The 16,041-nt window shown below is 59.0% G+C and carries 12 protein-coding genes and 1 pseudogene; 8 read left to right on the top strand and 5 right to left on the bottom strand.

All coding sequences use genetic code 11. The features are described 5' to 3' along the window. Window positions 1-39 precede the first annotated feature (39 nt). The 4 genes from cydD to infA all read left to right on the top strand — a co-directional run bounded on the left by cydD (window position 40) and on the right by infA (window position 4,782). Window positions 40-1,806 (top strand): heme ABC transporter permease/ATP-binding protein CydD, encoded by a 1,767-nt coding sequence (gene cydD / locus KFZ77_RS06530; protein WP_264385786.1) that lies wholly within the window; start codon window positions 40-42, stop codon window positions 1,804-1,806. After that, window positions 1,807-3,528, top strand: a complete 1,722-nt coding sequence (gene cydC / locus KFZ77_RS06525) for a heme ABC transporter ATP-binding protein/permease CydC (protein ID WP_264385785.1) — start codon at window positions 1,807-1,809, stop codon at window positions 3,526-3,528. 45 nt (window positions 3,529-3,573) lie between these two features. After that, window positions 3,574-4,278, top strand: coding sequence for a leucyl/phenylalanyl-tRNA--protein transferase (gene aat, locus KFZ77_RS06520; protein ID WP_264385784.1), 705 nt, complete (start codon window positions 3,574-3,576; stop codon window positions 4,276-4,278). A 285-nt stretch (window positions 4,279-4,563) separates the two neighbouring features. Further along, the gene (infA, locus tag KFZ77_RS06515; RefSeq protein WP_001040187.1) at window positions 4,564-4,782 is read left to right on the top strand and encodes a translation initiation factor IF-1; all 219 of its coding nucleotides are present in this window, start codon (window positions 4,564-4,566) and stop codon (window positions 4,780-4,782) included. Window positions 4,783-4,935: 153 nt separating this feature from the next. Here the strand turns inward: infA and clpA are convergent, their stop codons facing one another. Together clpA and clpS are read right to left on the bottom strand one after the other, a co-directional pair. Next, window positions 4,936-7,212 carry an ATP-dependent Clp protease ATP-binding subunit ClpA gene (gene clpA / locus KFZ77_RS06510; RefSeq protein WP_264385783.1) on the bottom strand — a complete coding sequence of 759 codons (2,277 nt, stop codon included), beginning with the start codon at window positions 7,210-7,212 and terminating at the stop codon, window positions 4,936-4,938. Window positions 7,213-7,242: 30 nt separating this feature from the next. Further along, entirely contained in the window at window positions 7,243-7,563 is a 321-nt protein-coding gene (clpS, locus tag KFZ77_RS06505; RefSeq protein WP_031525213.1) for an ATP-dependent Clp protease adapter ClpS, read from the bottom strand. A 323-nt stretch (window positions 7,564-7,886) separates the two neighbouring features. Here clpS and cspD point away from each other — a divergent pair, with 323 nt between their 5' ends. Continuing rightward, window positions 7,887-8,111: a cold shock-like protein CspD gene (gene cspD / locus KFZ77_RS06500; RefSeq protein WP_024547785.1), complete on the top strand. Its 225-nt coding sequence runs from the start codon at window positions 7,887-7,889 to the stop codon at window positions 8,109-8,111. A 73-nt stretch (window positions 8,112-8,184) separates the two neighbouring features. On the opposite strand, the gene macB is transcribed toward cspD, so the two are convergent. Beyond that, window positions 8,185-10,131, bottom strand: a complete 1,947-nt coding sequence (gene macB, locus KFZ77_RS06495) for a macrolide ABC transporter ATP-binding protein/permease MacB (protein ID WP_264385782.1) — start codon at window positions 10,129-10,131, stop codon at window positions 8,185-8,187. After that, entirely contained in the window at window positions 10,128-11,243 is a 1,116-nt protein-coding gene (macA, locus tag KFZ77_RS06490; protein ID WP_264385781.1) for a macrolide transporter subunit MacA, read from the bottom strand. Before macA ends, macB begins: the two co-directional genes overlap by 4 nt. Window positions 11,244-11,402: 159 nt before the next feature. Here macA and KFZ77_RS06485 point away from each other — a divergent pair, with 159 nt between their 5' ends. Beyond that, window positions 11,403-12,347 carry a VirK/YbjX family protein gene (locus tag KFZ77_RS06485; RefSeq protein ID WP_264385780.1) on the top strand — a complete coding sequence of 315 codons (945 nt, stop codon included), beginning with the start codon at window positions 11,403-11,405 and terminating at the stop codon, window positions 12,345-12,347. A 4-nt stretch (window positions 12,348-12,351) separates the two neighbouring features. Here the strand turns inward: KFZ77_RS06485 and KFZ77_RS06480 are convergent. Beyond that, a pseudogene (locus tag KFZ77_RS06480) lies at window positions 12,352-14,003 on the bottom strand (ATP-dependent endonuclease). Window positions 14,004-14,300: 297 nt separating this feature from the next. Here KFZ77_RS06480 and aqpZ point away from each other — a divergent pair. Together aqpZ and KFZ77_RS06470 are read left to right on the top strand one after the other, a co-directional pair. Further along, window positions 14,301-14,993, top strand: a complete 693-nt coding sequence (aqpZ, locus tag KFZ77_RS06475) for an aquaporin Z (protein WP_264385779.1) — start codon at window positions 14,301-14,303, stop codon at window positions 14,991-14,993. 136 nt (window positions 14,994-15,129) lie between these two features. Next, window positions 15,130-16,029 carry a lysine exporter LysO family protein gene (locus KFZ77_RS06470; RefSeq protein ID WP_031525204.1) on the top strand — a complete coding sequence of 300 codons (900 nt, stop codon included), beginning with the start codon at window positions 15,130-15,132 and terminating at the stop codon, window positions 16,027-16,029. The last annotated feature ends 12 nt before the right edge of the window (window positions 16,030-16,041 follow it).

The raw sequence follows: 16,041 nt of genomic DNA, 5'->3' as shown, positions 1-16,041 counted from the left end.
ACCCCCGGGCAGCCGTTTCCCGTAATTGCATAGCACCCCATGAACAAAACCCGTCAACAAGAACTTACCCGCTGGCTGAAAGCGCAGAGCGCCCTTTCCCGCCGCTGGCTCATGCTTTCTCGTCTGCTTGGTCTTATCAGCGGTCTGCTGATCGTGGCGCAGGCCTGGCTGCTGGCGCACCTGCTGCACAACCTGATTATGGAAGACATTCCACGCGAAGCGATGCTGCTGCCGTTTGCCTTGCTGGTGATGGTGTTCGTGCTGCGCGCCTGGGTGGTGTGGATGCGTGAAAAGGTAGGGTTCCGTGCCGGACAAAAGATCCGCTATGCCATTCGCCGCCAGGTGCTGGATCGCCTGCAACAGGCCGGGCCGGCATGGATCCAGGGTAAACCCGCCGGTAGCTGGGCGACGCTGATCCTTGAGCAAATCGACGATATGCATGACTACTATGCCCGCTACCTGCCGCAGATGGCGCTGGCGGCAATGGTGCCGCTGCTGATCGTGATTACCATTTTCCCGGTCAACTGGACGGCGGCCCTGATCCTGCTGGGCACCGCGCCGTTGATCCCGATGTTTATGGCGATGGTTGGTATGGGCGCTGCGGACGCGAACCGTCGTAACTTCCTCGCACTGGGCCGTCTGAGCGGGCATTTTCTCGATCGCCTGCGCGGCATGGAAACCCTGCGTCTGTTTTACCGGGGCGACGTCGAACGGGAGAATATTCGCCGCGCCTCGCAGGATTTCCGTAAGCGCACCATGGAAGTGCTGCGCCTGGCCTTTTTATCCTCCGGCGTGCTGGAGTTCTTTACCTCGCTGTCCATTGCGCTGGTGGCGGTCTATTTCGGTTTCTCCTATCTGGGCGAGCTTAACTTCGGCCATTACGGCACCGGCGTCACGCTGTTTGCTGGTTTCCTGGCGCTTATCCTTGCGCCGGAATTTTTCCAGCCGCTGCGCGATCTCGGTACCTTCTATCATGCCAAAGCCCAGGCGATTGGTGCTGCCGACAGCCTGAAAACCTTCCTTGAAACCCCGCTTCAGCAGCCGCAGCGCGGCACTGCCATCCTGAGCAATCACGAAGCGCTGGAGATCAGCGCCCGGGATCTGGTGATCCTCTCGCCGGATGGTAAAAAGCTGGCCGGGCCGCTCACCTTTACCCTGCCCGCCGGCAAACGCGTGGTGCTGGTCGGCCAGAGCGGGGCGGGAAAAAGCTCGCTGCTGAATGTGCTGTCAGGTTTTCTGCCGTACGATGGCGAGCTGCGCATCAACGGTATTGAGCTGCGCGAACTGGAGCCGGATCGCTGGCGCGAACAGCTGAGCTGGGTGGGGCAGAATCCACAGCTTCCCGGCGCGACTATTCGTGAAAACCTGCTGCTGGCTGGCGGCGATCCCGGGGAAGCCCAGCTCCAGGCGGTACTCGACCAGGCCGGCGTCAGTGAATTCCTGCCGCTACTGGATAACGGTCTCGATACGCCGCTCGGTGATAACGCCGCGCGTCTCTCTGTCGGCCAGGCGCAGCGCGTGGCGGTGGCTCGCGCCCTGCTCTATCGCTGCCGCCTGCTGCTGCTTGACGAGCCGGGTGCCAGCCTGGATGCCAGCAGTGAACAGCACGTGATGCAGGCGCTGACCGATGCATCCACCCGGCAGACCACGCTGATGGTCACCCACCAGCTGGATTACATTGCCGACTGGGATGAAATCTGGGTAATGCGTGACGGCGCTCTGGTTGAACGGGGTAATTTCACCACTCTGAGTCAGACGAAGGGCCATTTTGCCGCCCTGCTTGCCCATCGTCAGGAGGAGATTTAAATGCGCGCACTGCTTCCTTATCTCGCGCTCTGGCGCCGCCACTTCTGGCTGCTGACCCTGGGCGTGGTGCTGGCGATCGTCACGCTGCTGGCCAGTATCGGCCTGCTGACACTCTCCGGCTGGTTCCTCTCCGCCTCGGCGCTGGTCGGCTTTGCCGGTATCTACAGCTTTAACTTTATGCTGCCTGCGGCAGGCGTGCGCGGGTCGGCGATCACCCGTACCGCCGGGCGTTACTTTGAACGACTGGTGAGTCACGATGCCACCTTCCGCGTACTGCAACACCTGCGGGTGAGCACCTTCAGCAAGCTGCTGCCGCTCTCGCCGGCGGGTCTGGCGCGCTTCCGGCAGGGCGAACTGCTTAACCGCATGGTGGCCGATGTCGATACCCTCGATCACCTTTATCTGCGCGTCATCTCCCCGCTGGTGGGAGCGCTGGTTGTGATCCTGGTGGTGACCTTTGGCCTGAGCCTGCTGGATGTCACCCTGGCGCTGACGCTGGGTGGCATTATGCTGCTCACGCTGCTGCTGCTCCCGCCGCTGTTTTACCGCGCGGGCAAACCCGGCGGGGAAGCCCTGACCCGGCTGCGCGGCCAGTGGCGTCAGCAGCTCACCGCATGGTTGCAGGGCCAGGCAGAGCTGACCATTTTCGGGGCCAGCACCCGCTATCGTGAGGCGATGGATGATACCGAGCAGGCGTGGCACGACGCCCAGCGCCAGCAGTCATCCCTGACCGCGCTCTCCCAGGCGGCGATGCAGCTTATCAGCGGCGCGGCGGTGGTGATTGTGCTGTGGATGGCAGCCGGCAGCGTCGGCGGCGACACCTCTCCCGGCGCGCTGATTGCCTTGTTTGTATTCTGCGCTCTGGCCGCATTTGAAGCGCTGGCGCCGGTCACCGGCGCGTTCCAGCATCTCGGCCAGGTGATCGCCTCCGCGACCCGGGTGTCGCAGATCACCGAGCAGCAGCCTGACGTGACCTTCCCTGCTAACACACAGCCGGTGCCGCCCCAGGTGGCGCTCAGCCTGCAGAATGTCAGCTTCAGCTATCCACACCAGCCGCAGCAGGCGCTGTCGGATATCACCCTGACGGTGGAGCCAGGCGAGCATATCGCAATCCTTGGTCGCACCGGCTGCGGGAAATCGACGCTGCTGCAGCTCATCACCCGCGCCTGGAACCCAGCTGCCGGCACGCTGCAGATCAACGGAACACCCATCGAGAGCTTCGACGAAGCGGCCCTGCGCGCCACCATGAGCGTGGTCACGCAGCGCGTACACCTGTTCAGCGCCACGCTGCGCGACAACCTGCTGCTGGCGCGCCCTGAGGCGAGCGATGCGCAGTTGAGTGATGCCCTCACCCGCACCGGGCTTGAGAAATTACTCGATGATGCCGGGCTGAACGCCTGGCTCGGCGAGGGTGGCCGCCAGCTCTCCGGCGGCGAACTGCGCCGTCTGGCGATTGCCCGCGCGCTGCTGCACGATGCGCCGCTGATGCTGCTGGATGAACCCACCGAAGGGCTGGATGCGGAAACCGAAGGGCAAATTCTTGATTTGCTGGCTGACGTCGCCCAGGGGAAAACGGTTCTGCTGGTCACGCATCGCCTGAAGGGGCTGTCGCGCTTCAACCGCATAATTGTAATGGACAACGGTCAGATTATTGAGCAAGGTACTCACGCTACTCTGATGGCGAACCAGGGGCGTTATTATCAGTTCCATCGCCGTGTTTAAACTATGATTGAACGGTTACTTGCCGCGTAGTGGAGCATTGTCGTCATGCGCCTGGTTCAGCTTTCTCGTCACTCTATTGCCTTTCCGTCGCCCGACGTGGCGCTACGCGAGCCTAACGGACTGCTGGCGCTGGGCGGCGATCTCAGCCCGGCGCGGCTGCTGATGGCCTACCAGCGCGGCATTTTCCCCTGGTTTTCTCCCGGCGATCCCATTTTATGGTGGTCGCCCGACCCGCGTGCGGTGCTGTGGCCCGAAGCTTTTCACCTCAGCCGCAGCATGAAGCGCTTTCATCAGCGCTCGCCTTATCGCGTCACGCTTAATCACGCCTTCAGCCAGGTGATCGCCGGCTGCGCTGCCGATCGTGATGAAGGCACCTGGATCACCCAGGATATCGTGTTGGCCTATCTTCGTCTCCACGAGCTGGGTCACGCTCACTCAATTGAGGTATGGGAAGGCGATGCGCTGGTAGGAGGCATGTACGGCGTTGCTCAGGGCGGACTGTTCTGCGGTGAGTCGATGTTCAGCCGCCGCGTTAACGCCTCAAAAACCGCCCTGCTGGTATTTTGTGACTATTTTGCGCGCAGCGGCGGCAAGCTCATCGACTGCCAAGTGTTAAATCCGCATACGGCGACCCTGGGCGCGGTAGAAATTCCGCGCCGTGAATATCTTCATCACCTTGATTCAATGAGACATTTACAGCTAAACAGCCACTGTTGGGTGCCGCAAGTGCTGTTTAAGCGAAGCGAGTGAATGTTTTCGGCACATTTTTTATCAGGGTGTTATAATTATGCGCGCAGAGAATAGTCTGCTGATTGCCCGCCGCCGTCTGGGACTGATCGAATCCGGTAACGCCCATCGTTTATCTCATCGTTCCCCCCATACACTGCTTGTGCTGCACTGCGGTTTAACGACGTGCGCCGGGTAATGCGCAGACAAACTTTGTTGTGATTTCAACCCGAAATCTTTACTTAACAGACAAATTTCGGCATTATCTTGCCGGTTCAAAACTACGGTAGTGATACCCCAGAGGATTAGATGGCCAAAGAAGACAATATTGAAATGCAGGGTACCGTTCTTGAAACGCTGCCTAACACCATGTTCCGCGTTGAGCTGGAAAACGGTCACGTGGTAACTGCTCACATTTCCGGTAAAATGCGCAAAAACTACATCCGCATTCTGACGGGTGACAAGGTGACGGTGGAACTGACCCCGTACGACCTGAGCAAAGGCCGCATTGTCTTCCGTAGCCGATAAGCTTTTTTCATCGCGCCTGCGTGGGGCGACCTGATTGTAAAGGCCGGGTAATTCCCGGCCTTTTCTTTGCTTATCGCGCGGGATGCTGAGTTAACGCTTAAGCGGCGCAAAAAAAAACCGGGCACTGCCCGGTTTTTTATTTAAGATTTGCACTCAGTGCGCCGCTTCCGGCTTGTGCTTCTGGGCGCTCTGGAAGCTATAGGTGAGCTTGTCACCCTCTTTATCCAGCGCGACGGTCACCTGTCCACCATCCACCAGCGAACCAAACAGCAGTTCGTTGGCCAGCGGTTTCTTCAGGTTGTCCTGAATCACACGCGACATCGGGCGAGCGCCCATTGCGCGGTCATAGCCTTTCCCGGCCAGCCAGTCGCGTGCTTCCTGACTGACTTCCAGCGACACGCCTTTCTGATCCAGCTGCACCTGCAGTTCGACAATAAACTTGTCCACGACCTGGTGAATCACGTCGGTTGACAGATGGTTGAACCAGATAATGTTGTCGAGACGGTTGCGGAACTCCGGCGTAAACACCTTCTTGATCTCTTCCATCGCGTCGGTGCTGTTGTCCTGACGGATCAGGCCAATCGACTTACGTTCGGTCTCGCGCACCCCGGCGTTGGTGGTCATCACCAGCACCACGTTGCGGAAGTCCGCCTTGCGGCCGTTGTTATCGGTCAGTGTACCGTTGTCCATCACCTGCAGCAGCAGGTTAAAGACGTCCGGATGCGCCTTTTCGATTTCATCGAGCAGCAGCACCGCGTGCGGATGCTTGATCACCGCATCGGTCAGCAGCCCGCCCTGGTCGAAGCCGACGTAGCCCGGAGGCGCACCAATCAGGCGGCTGACGGTATGACGCTCCATATACTCGGACATATCAAAGCGCAGCAGTTCGATACCCAGCGCTTTCGCCAGCTGTACCGTTACCTCGGTTTTCCCGACGCCGGTCGGACCGGCAAACAGGAAGGAGCCTACCGGCTTGTGATCCTGACCCAGCCCTGCCCGGCTCATCTTGATGGCTTCGGTTAACGCCTCAATGGCTTTATCCTGGCCAAACACCAGCATTTTCAGGCGATCGCCGAGGTTTTTCAGGGTATCGCGATCGCTCTGGGAGACGCTTTTCTCCGGGATACGCGCAATGCGCGCTACCACGGATTCGATGTCTGCCACATTGACCGTTTTCTTACGTTTGCTGACCGGCATCAGACGCGCGCGCGCGCCCGCTTCGTCGATAACGTCAATCGCCTTATCCGGCAGGTGACGATCGTTGATGTATTTCACCGCCAGCTCCACCGCCGCACGCACCGCTTTCGCGGTATAACGCACGTCGTGATGCGCTTCGTATTTGGTTTTCAGGCCGTTGATGATCTGTACCGTTTCGTCAACGCTCGGCTCGGTGATATCGATCTTCTGGAAGCGACGCGCCAGAGCGCGATCTTTTTCGAAGATGTTGCTGAACTCCTGATAGGTGGTGGAGCCCATCACCCGGATCTTGCCGCTGGAGAGCAGCGGTTTGATCAGGTTCGCGGCATCCACCTGCCCACCAGACGCAGCCCCCGCACCAATGATGGTGTGGATCTCATCGATAAACAGAATGCTGTCGGTGTCCTGCTCAAGCTGTTTCAGCAGCGCCTTGAAGCGTTTTTCAAAATCGCCGCGGTATTTAGTCCCAGCCAGCAACGAGCCGATATCCAGCGAGTAAATGGTGCAGTTGGCGATCACTTCCGGGACGTCGCCCTGCACGATACGCCAGGCCAGGCCTTCGGCGATGGCTGTTTTACCCACGCCAGATTCACCCACCAGCAGCGGGTTGTTTTTACGACGGCGGCACAGCACCTGAATGGCGCGCTCCAGCTCTTTATCGCGACCGATCAGCGGGTCGATTCCGCCCACGCGCGCAAGCTGGTTAAGATTGGTGGTGAAGTTCTCCATACGCTCCTCCCCGCCTGCTGCCTGCTCATCGTTGACCTGACTGCTGGAGTCAGAGGATGGATTCGATTCTTCTTTGCGCGTGCCGTGCGAAATAAAGTTCACCACGTCAAGGCGGCTGACTTCATGCTTACGCAGCAGATAGGCGGCCTGCGATTCCTGCTCGCTGAAAATCGCCACCAGCACGTTAGCACCGGTCACTTCGCTGCGACCGGACGACTGGACATGAAACACCGCGCGCTGCAGAACGCGCTGGAAGCTGAGCGTCGGCTGAGTGTCGCGCTCCTCTTCGCTGGCTGGCAGCACAGGTGTGGTTTGTTCGATGAAGGCTTCAAGTTCCTGACGCAGCGCCACCAGGTCTACGGAGCACGCCTCAAGCGCCTCGCGTGCCGATGGGTTACTGAGCAGAGCCAGTAACAGATGCTCGACGGTCATAAACTCGTGTCGGTGCTCGCGCGCTCTGGCGAAAGCCATGTTTAAACTGAGTTCCAGTTCCTGATTGAGCATAGGGCACCCCCCTCAAAAGTTTGCCTGTATTCAGGCTTTTTCCAGCGTACACAGCAACGGATGCTCGTTCTCCTTTGCATACTCGTTCACCATGGCGACTTTCGTCTCGGCAACCTCGGCGGTAAAGACACCGCAGATGGCCTTGCCCTGATAGTGAACCGTGAGCATCAGTTGCGTTGCACGTTCAACATCATAAGAAAAGAACTTTTGTAGCACGTCAATAACAAATTCCATTGGCGTGTAATCATCGTTCATTAATATAACTTTATACATAGATGGCGGTTTTAGCGCTTCGTGAAGCTTATCTTCCGCCATTTGGTCAAAATCGAACCAGCTGTTTGTCTTACCCATTGCCCGTCATCATCATTGGTTAACGTTACGTGAGATCCCTGACCCGCCTCATGGATGAGCAAATTGCCATCCTGAATCTACCCGATAAGCGCTATAACTATCATCTATTGCTGCCATACGCGAGCCTCGTCACAACTTCGCCCAATAGCGTTAACTGCTTCAAAATTTGATTCATCCAACCCCGTCTGCGCCCGACGATTGCTTGACGACCTGCCTGATTTCTCTAAATTGTACAAGCGTGAGCTGGCGAGGTTTTGAACAGCCCGGGCTCACTTCCGGTTGATTCCATCTCACTTAATAAGAGTTACGAAGGATGTCGAAGCATGGAAACGGGTACAGTTAAATGGTTCAACAACGCTAAAGGGTTTGGATTTATCTGCCCTGAAGGCGGCGGCGAAGATATTTTCGCTCACTATTCCACTATCCAGATGGATGGTTACAGAACGCTTAAAGCCGGACAACTCGTCAGGTTTGATGTACATCAGGGGCCAAAAGGCAACCATGCGAGTCTCATTGTGCCTCTGGTTGAGGTCGAGACCGTCGCCTGACGCGCTTTTTTATTGTGTACATCCCCTCGTCAAAATGCCAGCCCTCGTGACTGGCATTTTTATTAGCCCGCCGTTATTCCCGCGCCAGCGCATCCACCGGATTTAGCCGTGCGGCGTTGCGCGCCGGCAGCCAGCCAAAGACAACGCCGGTCACCGTGGAGCAGATAAACGCGGTCGCCAGCGCCACCGGCGAGAAACCAATCTCCCAGCCCGGTAAAAACAGCTGCAGCGTGAAGGCGATAAGCAGCGACAGGGTAATGCCTAACGCGCCCCCCACCAGACACACCAGCACCGCTTCAATCAGGAACTGCTGCAGCACATCGCTGGCCCGCGCCCCGACCGCCATGCGGATACCGATCTCCCGGGTGCGCTCGGTCACCGACACCAGCATGATGTTCATCACGCCAATCCCGCCGACCAGCAGCGAGATCACCGCCACCAGAGTAAGAAACAGCTGAAGAGTACGTGTGGTCTTTTCCGCCGTTTTCAAGACGCCGTCCATATTCCAGGTGAAGAAATCCTGCTTGCCGTGGCGCAGCGTCAGCAGGCGCGTGATCTGCTGCTCCGCCTCGGCGCTCTGGTAACCGTCCTTAACGCGCACGGTGATGGAGTTGAGCCACGACTGGCCCATAATGCGCCCGGACATAGTGGTATAAGGCAACCAGACGCGCAGCACCTTGCTGCTGCCAAACATCGACTGCTTCTCCTCGGCCACCCCGATGACCGTGGCTGGCATATTCCCCACCAGCACCACTTCCCCTACCACCGACGGCTTGTCTTTGAACAGCTGGCGGCGGCTGTTGCTGTCGAGGATCACCACCTGGGCGCGCCCGGCAAGCTGGCTGTCGTTGAAGGTGCTGCCTTCGCTGAAGGTCATGCCGTAAACGTTAAAATACTGGCCGCTGACGCCGTTGGCGCTGGCGGCGACATCCACGTTGCCGTAGCGCAGACGCAGATTCTGGGAAACCGCCGGCGTGGCGGATTCAACCCACGGCTGCTTCTGAATCGCCGTCAGATCGTCATATTTCAGCGACTGCTGATACTGCGGATCGTCATCGCCGAAATCTTTACCGGGGTAGACGTCGATGGTGTTGGTGCCGATGGAGCGGATATCCGCCAGCACCAGCTGTTTTGCCGCATCGCCGACCACCACAATCGACACCACCGATGCGATGCCGATGATGATGCCCAGCATGGTCAGCAGAGTGCGCATTTTGTTGGCGATCATCGCCAGCCAGGCCATAGTGAGCGCTTCCTTAAAGCCGCCGATAAACTGCTGCCAGGCCGAACTGTCCTGTGGCTTATCAGCAATCGGCTGGGCGTTCACCGCCGTTGCGGTGGGCGGTGGATTGGCGATGATCTCACCGTCGCGGATCTCAATCACCCGCTCGGCCTGGGCGGCGACGTTAAGATCGTGCGTGACGATAATAATGGTGTGGCCGCGATCGCGCAGCTGCTTAAGCGTCGCCATCACCTCTTCGCCGGAGTGGGTATCCAGCGCCCCGGTGGGTTCATCGGCGAGGATCACCTGGCCGCCGTTCATCAGGGCGCGGGCGATACTTACGCGCTGCTGCTGGCCGCCCGAGAGCTGCGAGGGCGAATAGTCGACGCGCTCCGCCAGCCCCAGCCGGGTCAACAGTTCGGTGGCGCGCTGGCGGCGTGCTTTCGGGCTGACCCCGGCATAGACGGCGGGAACTTCCACGTTCTGCGCCGCGCTGAGGTGCGACAGCAAATGGTAGCGCTGAAAAATAAAGCCGAAGTGCTCGCGGCGCAGCTGTGCGAGGGCATCGCCATCCAGCGTCGCCACATCGGTGCCCGCCACGTGATAGCTGCCGCTGCTGGGCTTATCGAGACAGCCGAGAATATTCATCAGCGTCGATTTCCCGGAGCCGGATGCGCCGACGATGGCCACCATCTCACCGGCGTGGATCGCAAGGTTGATGCCCTTCAGCACCTCAACCTGCTCCTCGCCGGAGGGATAGCTGCGGCGAATATCCTTCAGCTCAAGCAGCACGGTCATTGTTCGCCTCCGGCGAGTTTCTGACCGGTTACCACCTCTTCACCCTCTTCCAGCCCTTTTACCACCTGCACCTGGGTATCGTTGCGCGCGCCGATAACGATCTCACGCTCGCGCACTTCCCCATTGCGCAGCACGCGAATTTTGTAGCGGTTCTCCCCCACCGGATCGCCCAGCGCCGACAGCGGTATGGTCAGGACGCCCTTCACATTGCTGAGCTGGATGTGCACCTGAGCGGTCATATCAAGACGCAGCACCCGCTTCGGGTTCGGCACTTCAAAACGCGCGTAATAGAAGATGGCATCGTTCACCTTCTCTGGAGTCGGCAGAATGTCTTTCAGGGTGCCTTCGTAGCGGGTGAGCGGATCGCCTAACACCGTAAACCACGCCTGCAAACCCGGTTTCAGGTGGATAACGTCGGCCTCTGACACCTGGGCTTTCACCAGCATGGTGCCGAGATCCGCCAGCGTCAGAATGTTGGGTGCCTGCTGCGCGGCAATCACCGTCTGGCCCTGCAGGGTGGTGATCTGCGTTACCTCCCCGGCCATCGGGGCAATAATTTTGGTGTAATCGAGGTTGGTTCTGGCGGTATCCAGCGAGGCCTGATTGCGCTGAATTTGCGCCTCGATGGTGCCAGTCTGCGCCTCTTTCACCGCCAGCTCGGTGGCTGCGGTATCCAGATCCTGGCGCGACACCGCCTGGGTTTTCGCCAGCTGCTGCTGGCGCTGTAAGGTGACGCGGGCCAGCGCCGCCTCTGCCAGAGCCTGACGCCGCTGGGCGCGCAGCTCCATCAGCGTCGCCTCAACCTCTTTGATCTGGTTCTCGGCCTGCTCGGGATCGATAACCCCCAGCAGCTGATCTTTTTTCACCCGGTCGCCGATATTTACCGACAGCGTTTTCAGCTGCCCGCTGACCTGGGCACCCACGTCCACCTTACGCAGCGCATCGAGCTTGCCGGTCGCCAGCACGCTCTGCTGCAGGTCATTTTTACGCACGATCATCGTCTGGTACTGCGGCGGTGGGGCATTCAGCGTGGACCAGATCCAGGCCCCCGCCAGCAGCACGATAACCAGCAGCAACAGATAGCGCTTTTTAAATTTTCCCTTGGTTAACATGAGATTCCTGTGTCGTTCGACGATAAGTTCGGCATTGGGGCAAAGCTAAACGTCAGCTCAACAAACGGCAGATAGCCCGCGAGGTGACGGCGTGATTGACGTGCCGTTGAGTTTACCGGTGATGAAATGCCAGGGTCTATTTTCACCTGAGTAAACATCATGTCGCACGTCATTGAAAACAACACCCCGCAGGCGCTGGACCGCAGTAGCTGGCAGCTCTTTGTAGCGCTGACAACGGGGGCATGGCAACCTGCTAAATTCTGGCGTAAGGCCAGCTTTCGCCGCAAGTTTATGCTGCGCTCGCTGCTGATGCCATTTTCTACACGCAAACTGCTCAACGTGCTGACAGCGCATCCAGACTCGCAAAGCCTGCTGATGCGCCAGCCGCGCCTGCCGTGCCGTCTGCATCGCCCCTATATGGCCGCTAATCTTAACCGCAAAGCCGCGCTCGACGCGCTCTGTTTTCACTATCAGACGCTTTCTGCGGCCTTAACCCCGGCGCAGTTCGCCGCGCACCTCAGCCAGTATGGAATGCGGCTGGCGACCCTGGAAGGCCGCGACGGTGCACACTACTTTATTGATTTTGTGACGCTGGTATCACTGGATAAAGAGGGTGAAAGCACGCTGGTACTGCGCGATGAGAGCCAGACGATCATTGCCGAACTGACGTTTACCTTCTGTCAGATGCAGGGCCGCAAAACGTTGTTTATCGGCGGCCTGCAGGGACCAAAACCCGAGGTGCCGCACAGCGTTATTCAGCAGGCGACCAAATCCTGCCACGGCCTGTTTCCCAAGCGGCTGGTGGTGGAAGCGGCCTGCGCGCTGGCGCAGCACTTCGGGATGGAAGCGCTGCTGGCAGTCAGCAACGAGGCCCACGTTTACCGCAGCCTGCGCTATCGCGATAAAAAGGCGCAGCTGCATGCCGACTACGACAGCTTCTGGGAATCTACCGGCGGCGTGCGGACACCGGAGGGATACTATCGCCTGCCCCGGGCCATTGCCCGCAAGCCGATGGAGGAGATCGCCAGCAAGAAGCGCGCCGAGTACCGTCGTCGCTATGACCTGCTGGATGGGATGCTGACAAAGGTACAGGACGCGCTGTAGAGCGTCAGTCGGCGCGTCCGCGCGCCAGCCACAGCACCCGGGAGAACATGCTGCGCAGCAGCGGCGGGATCGACTCCACACCGCGCCGTCCGGCTTCCAGCGCCACCTCAATCTCCAGATCGGGCTTTGAGGAGCGGTGGATCGCCTTGCCGATGATGCGCCGCATGTTCATCGGCACCTTGTCCGGGAGCTGGGCGACGCGATGAAACACGTCGGCGAAGCCTTGCCGGTACATAAAATGCTCCATATCGAGTGCCGGCAGCGCCGTGAGACGATCGCGCTCGTGGTCGTTATGCAGCAGTCCGCGCACCGTGGCGGCATATTTTTTCCCCGCCTCGTCGCCGTCCACCAGCACGTGCCACTCAATACCCATGCGGCGGGCGAACTTGATCAACGGTTTTAACCCCGACTGAGCAAACTCAATCACCTTCACCCCTTCCGCATCAAAATGATACCCGCACTGACGCGCCAGCTCGTTCATCACCCACACTTCGGTTTCACCTTCCACCAGCAGCCAGCAGCGCGCAAACAGCGAGGCGGGGCGATTGGTGCGGATATGAAAGGCGATACGGCGGCTGTCCTCGGCATTCATCCCCCCGGTCCGAGACGCCAGGCCGCCACTTTCGACGACTCGCGCACCAGCCGGCACACCTGCTCAACCGGGGTCATCGACAGCAGCTCCCCGGAGTTGGTGGTGGTGATCTTTTGCAGCGGCAATAGGTTGAGCAGGTTCCAGGCCACCGACAGCATTATCGGGTGCAGGCGCGTCTCGGGATCTTCCACCAGTAGCAGCGGGCGGGCATCCGGGTCGAGGCGCAGCGTGCCTTTGGCCTGCAACAGCGTGGAAAACAGGCCGAGGAGGATCATGCGGTACGAGCGGCCGCCGGGGATGTCAATCATGCGATTAATGACGTCAAGATAGCGCCAGCTGCGCTGTTCATCGTGTGAGCGCCGACGCAGCAGCCGGGTGCGCGCCTCGCCGCTGCCCTGCTCGGCGAAGTAATGCTCCAGTAGCTGCACCATAGCGGTCAGTCCCTGGCGGATTTGCGCATCGGTCAACTGCTGCGGGCGCGCCACCAGCTCCCGCGCCAGGTAATCCAGTTCGCGAGCGGTGACCTCAACGTCCGGGGTTTCCGGCACCGTGCCGTTGCGGATACGGCGCATAAAACGCGCATCGCGCAGCCGCAGCACCGGGTGCAGGCGGATGAGTTGCCGGGCCAGGCGTTCACTCTCCTCCATCGGCCGCGATTCACCCCGGGCATCAAGAAAACTACGCCGGGTGGTTACCTGACCGCTATCGTCGCTCTCGCCTTCCAGCCGGTAAAACAGACGCGCATGACCGTCGTCGCTCTTTACCCAGCCCTCCGCCAGGCTGCGATAGCGTGGCGCCTGATGCTCACCCGGCACGGACTCGCGAAAGGTCAGAATAATATGCAGATGACGCTCGCGCCCGTTCACCTGTCCGGGCGGAAACCAGAAGTCGTTGCGGGTAAACTGATACAGATCGGGCTGCGGAGAGAGCAGCAGCGTCAGGGCATCCAGCAGGCTCGACTTTCCCCAGGCATTTTCGCCGATAAGCACGTTGTTATGCTCAAGCATGAGCGACAGGCGGTTAATTCCACGAAAGCCAACGATCTCAACGCGCTCAAGAAACATCACTCCTCCGGACTGAAACTGGCAGGTATTTGCCAGGCAAGTATAACGCCAGCTGTCGGCGCCCGCGGTGAATACGGTAAAAATTCCCACTTGCCGCACCGGGCGCCCTTAATTCCAGGAATATTCAGCGATAAATAATCTATTTTTATCGCTTATTTTGCATCGCTTGTTTTAAATCAATAAATACCCTTATGGCTATAGCAATACCGCTGCCTGAAAACTAGAATCGCCGCGCTAAAAATACCGGGGCATTTATTCACCCCGGCATAAAAATATGATGGATTATTTGAGGTTGTTATGTTCAGAAAATTAGCAGCAGAGTGTTTCGGTACTTTCTGGTTAGTCTTTGGCGGCTGCGGCAGCGCGGTACTGGCAGCGGCTTACCCGGCGCTGGGCATTGGTTTTGCCGGTGTGGCGCTGGCCTTCGGCCTGACGGTATTAACCATGGCTTATGCCGTGGGGCATATTTCCGGCGGCCACTTTAATCCGGCGGTCACGCTGGGATTATGGGCCGGCGGTCGTTTTCCAGCCCGGGAAATTATCGGGTATATCGTCTCTCAGCTTATCGGCGGTATTATCGCCGCTGCCGTATTATGGGTGATTGCCAGCGGGAAAAATGGCTTTGACGCAGCCCTGGGGTTTGCCGCAAATGGTTACGGCGAACATTCCCCGGATCATTATTCCATGCTGTCGGCTATCGTCATTGAAATAGTATTAACCGGCTTTTTCCTGATTATTATTCTGGGCGCCACCGATCGTAAAGCGCCGGCGGGTTTTGCGCCGCTTGCCATTGGCCTGGCGTTAACCCTGATCCACTTAATCAGCATTCCGGTAACCAATACCTCGGTCAACCCGGCGCGCAGTACTGCGGTCGCGCTGTTCCAGGGTAGCTGGGCGCTGGAGCAGCTGTGGCTGTTCTGGGTCATGCCGCTCATCGGTGGCCTTGCCGGCGGGGTAATCTACCGCACGCTGCTGGAAAAGCGTTATTGATTGCTTATGGCCCGCTAACCCGGGCCATTGACTTTATTGCCTTGCATAAACACCCCTTTTTTTTGCAGCTTTACTCACCGTCGCGCTTTCGGTAGTGTGTTAATGCTTTGTTTCTTTGCAAGGATTTCCTGATTTCATGCTGTCCGGACTGCTTATTATTCTCGCTCCGCTTATCGTCGGCTACCTCATCCCCCTGCGTCACACTGGCGCGCTCAGGCTGATCAATCGTCTTTTAAGCTATATCGTCTATCTGATCCTGTTTTTTATGGGTATCAGCCTCGCGTTTCTCGATAACCTGGCGGAGAACCTCGTCGCGATTGCCCATTACAGTGCGGTCAGCGTGGTAGTGATCCTGCTGTGCAACTGCGCCGCCCTGCTGTGGCTGGAGCGCAGCATGCCGTGGCGGCACAACCACCATCAGGAAGCGCTGCCTTCCCGGCTGGCGATGGCGCTGGAGTCGCTAAAGCTGTGCGGGGTAGTGGTGCTCGGTTTTCTGCTGGGCCTGAGCGGGCTGGGCTGGCTGCAGCACGCCACCGCCGCCAGTGAGTACACGCTCATCTTCCTGCTGTTCCTGATTGGTATTCAGCTGCGCAATAACGGCATGACCCTGCGTCAGATTGTGCTGAACCGCCGCGGTATGATTGTTGCGGTGGTGGTGGTTGCCAGTTCGCTGGCGGCCGGGGTGATTAACGCCTTCCTGCTTAATCTGCCGCTGAAAACCGGGCTGGCGATGGCCTCCGGGTTCGGCTGGTACTCGCTCTCCGGCATCCTGCTGACCGACGCTTACGGCCCGGTGATCGGCAGTGCGACCTTCTTTAACGATCTGGCGCGCGAGCTTATCGCCATCATGCTGATCCCGGGCCTGGTTCGCCGCAGCCGCAGTTCCGCGCTGGGCCTGTGCGGTGCCACCTCGATGGACTTCACCCTGCCGGTGCTGCAGCGCAGCGGCGGGATTGAGATGGTGCCTGCCGCTATCGTGCATGGTTTTATTCTTAGCCTGCTGGTGCCCATTCTGATGGCGATTTTCACTGCCTGATACTCCTCTGGC

Source organism: Siccibacter colletis (assembly GCF_025914095.1).
GTDB lineage: Bacteria > Pseudomonadota > Gammaproteobacteria > Enterobacterales > Enterobacteriaceae > Siccibacter > Siccibacter colletis.
The sequence above is the reverse complement of the archived record's forward strand: the minus strand, read 5'-3'. Positions and strand labels throughout refer to the sequence as shown.

Bases quoted from the DNA above. Each gene is read 5' to 3' on its own strand.
- cydD (WP_264385786.1), top strand. From the start codon at position 40: ATGAACAAAACCCGTCAACAAGAACTTACCCGCTGGCTGAAAGCGCAG.
- cydC (WP_264385785.1), top strand. From the start codon at position 1,807: ATGCGCGCACTGCTTCCTTATCTCGCGCTCTGGCGCCGCCACTTCTGG.
- aat (WP_264385784.1), top strand. From the start codon at position 3,574: ATGCGCCTGGTTCAGCTTTCTCGTCACTCTATTGCCTTTCCGTCGCCC.
- infA (WP_001040187.1), top strand. From the start codon at position 4,564: ATGGCCAAAGAAGACAATATTGAAATGCAGGGTACCGTTCTTGAAACG.
- clpA (WP_264385783.1), bottom strand. From the start codon at position 7,212: ATGCTCAATCAGGAACTGGAACTCAGTTTAAACATGGCTTTCGCCAGA.
- clpS (WP_031525213.1), bottom strand. From the start codon at position 7,563: ATGGGTAAGACAAACAGCTGGTTCGATTTTGACCAAATGGCGGAAGAT.
- cspD (WP_024547785.1), top strand. From the start codon at position 7,887: ATGGAAACGGGTACAGTTAAATGGTTCAACAACGCTAAAGGGTTTGGA.
- macB (WP_264385782.1), bottom strand. From the start codon at position 10,131: ATGACCGTGCTGCTTGAGCTGAAGGATATTCGCCGCAGCTATCCCTCC.
- macA (WP_264385781.1), bottom strand. From the start codon at position 11,243: ATGTTAACCAAGGGAAAATTTAAAAAGCGCTATCTGTTGCTGCTGGTT.
- KFZ77_RS06485 (WP_264385780.1), top strand. From the start codon at position 11,403: ATGTCGCACGTCATTGAAAACAACACCCCGCAGGCGCTGGACCGCAGT.
- aqpZ (WP_264385779.1), top strand. From the start codon at position 14,301: ATGTTCAGAAAATTAGCAGCAGAGTGTTTCGGTACTTTCTGGTTAGTC.
- KFZ77_RS06470 (WP_031525204.1), top strand. From the start codon at position 15,130: ATGCTGTCCGGACTGCTTATTATTCTCGCTCCGCTTATCGTCGGCTAC.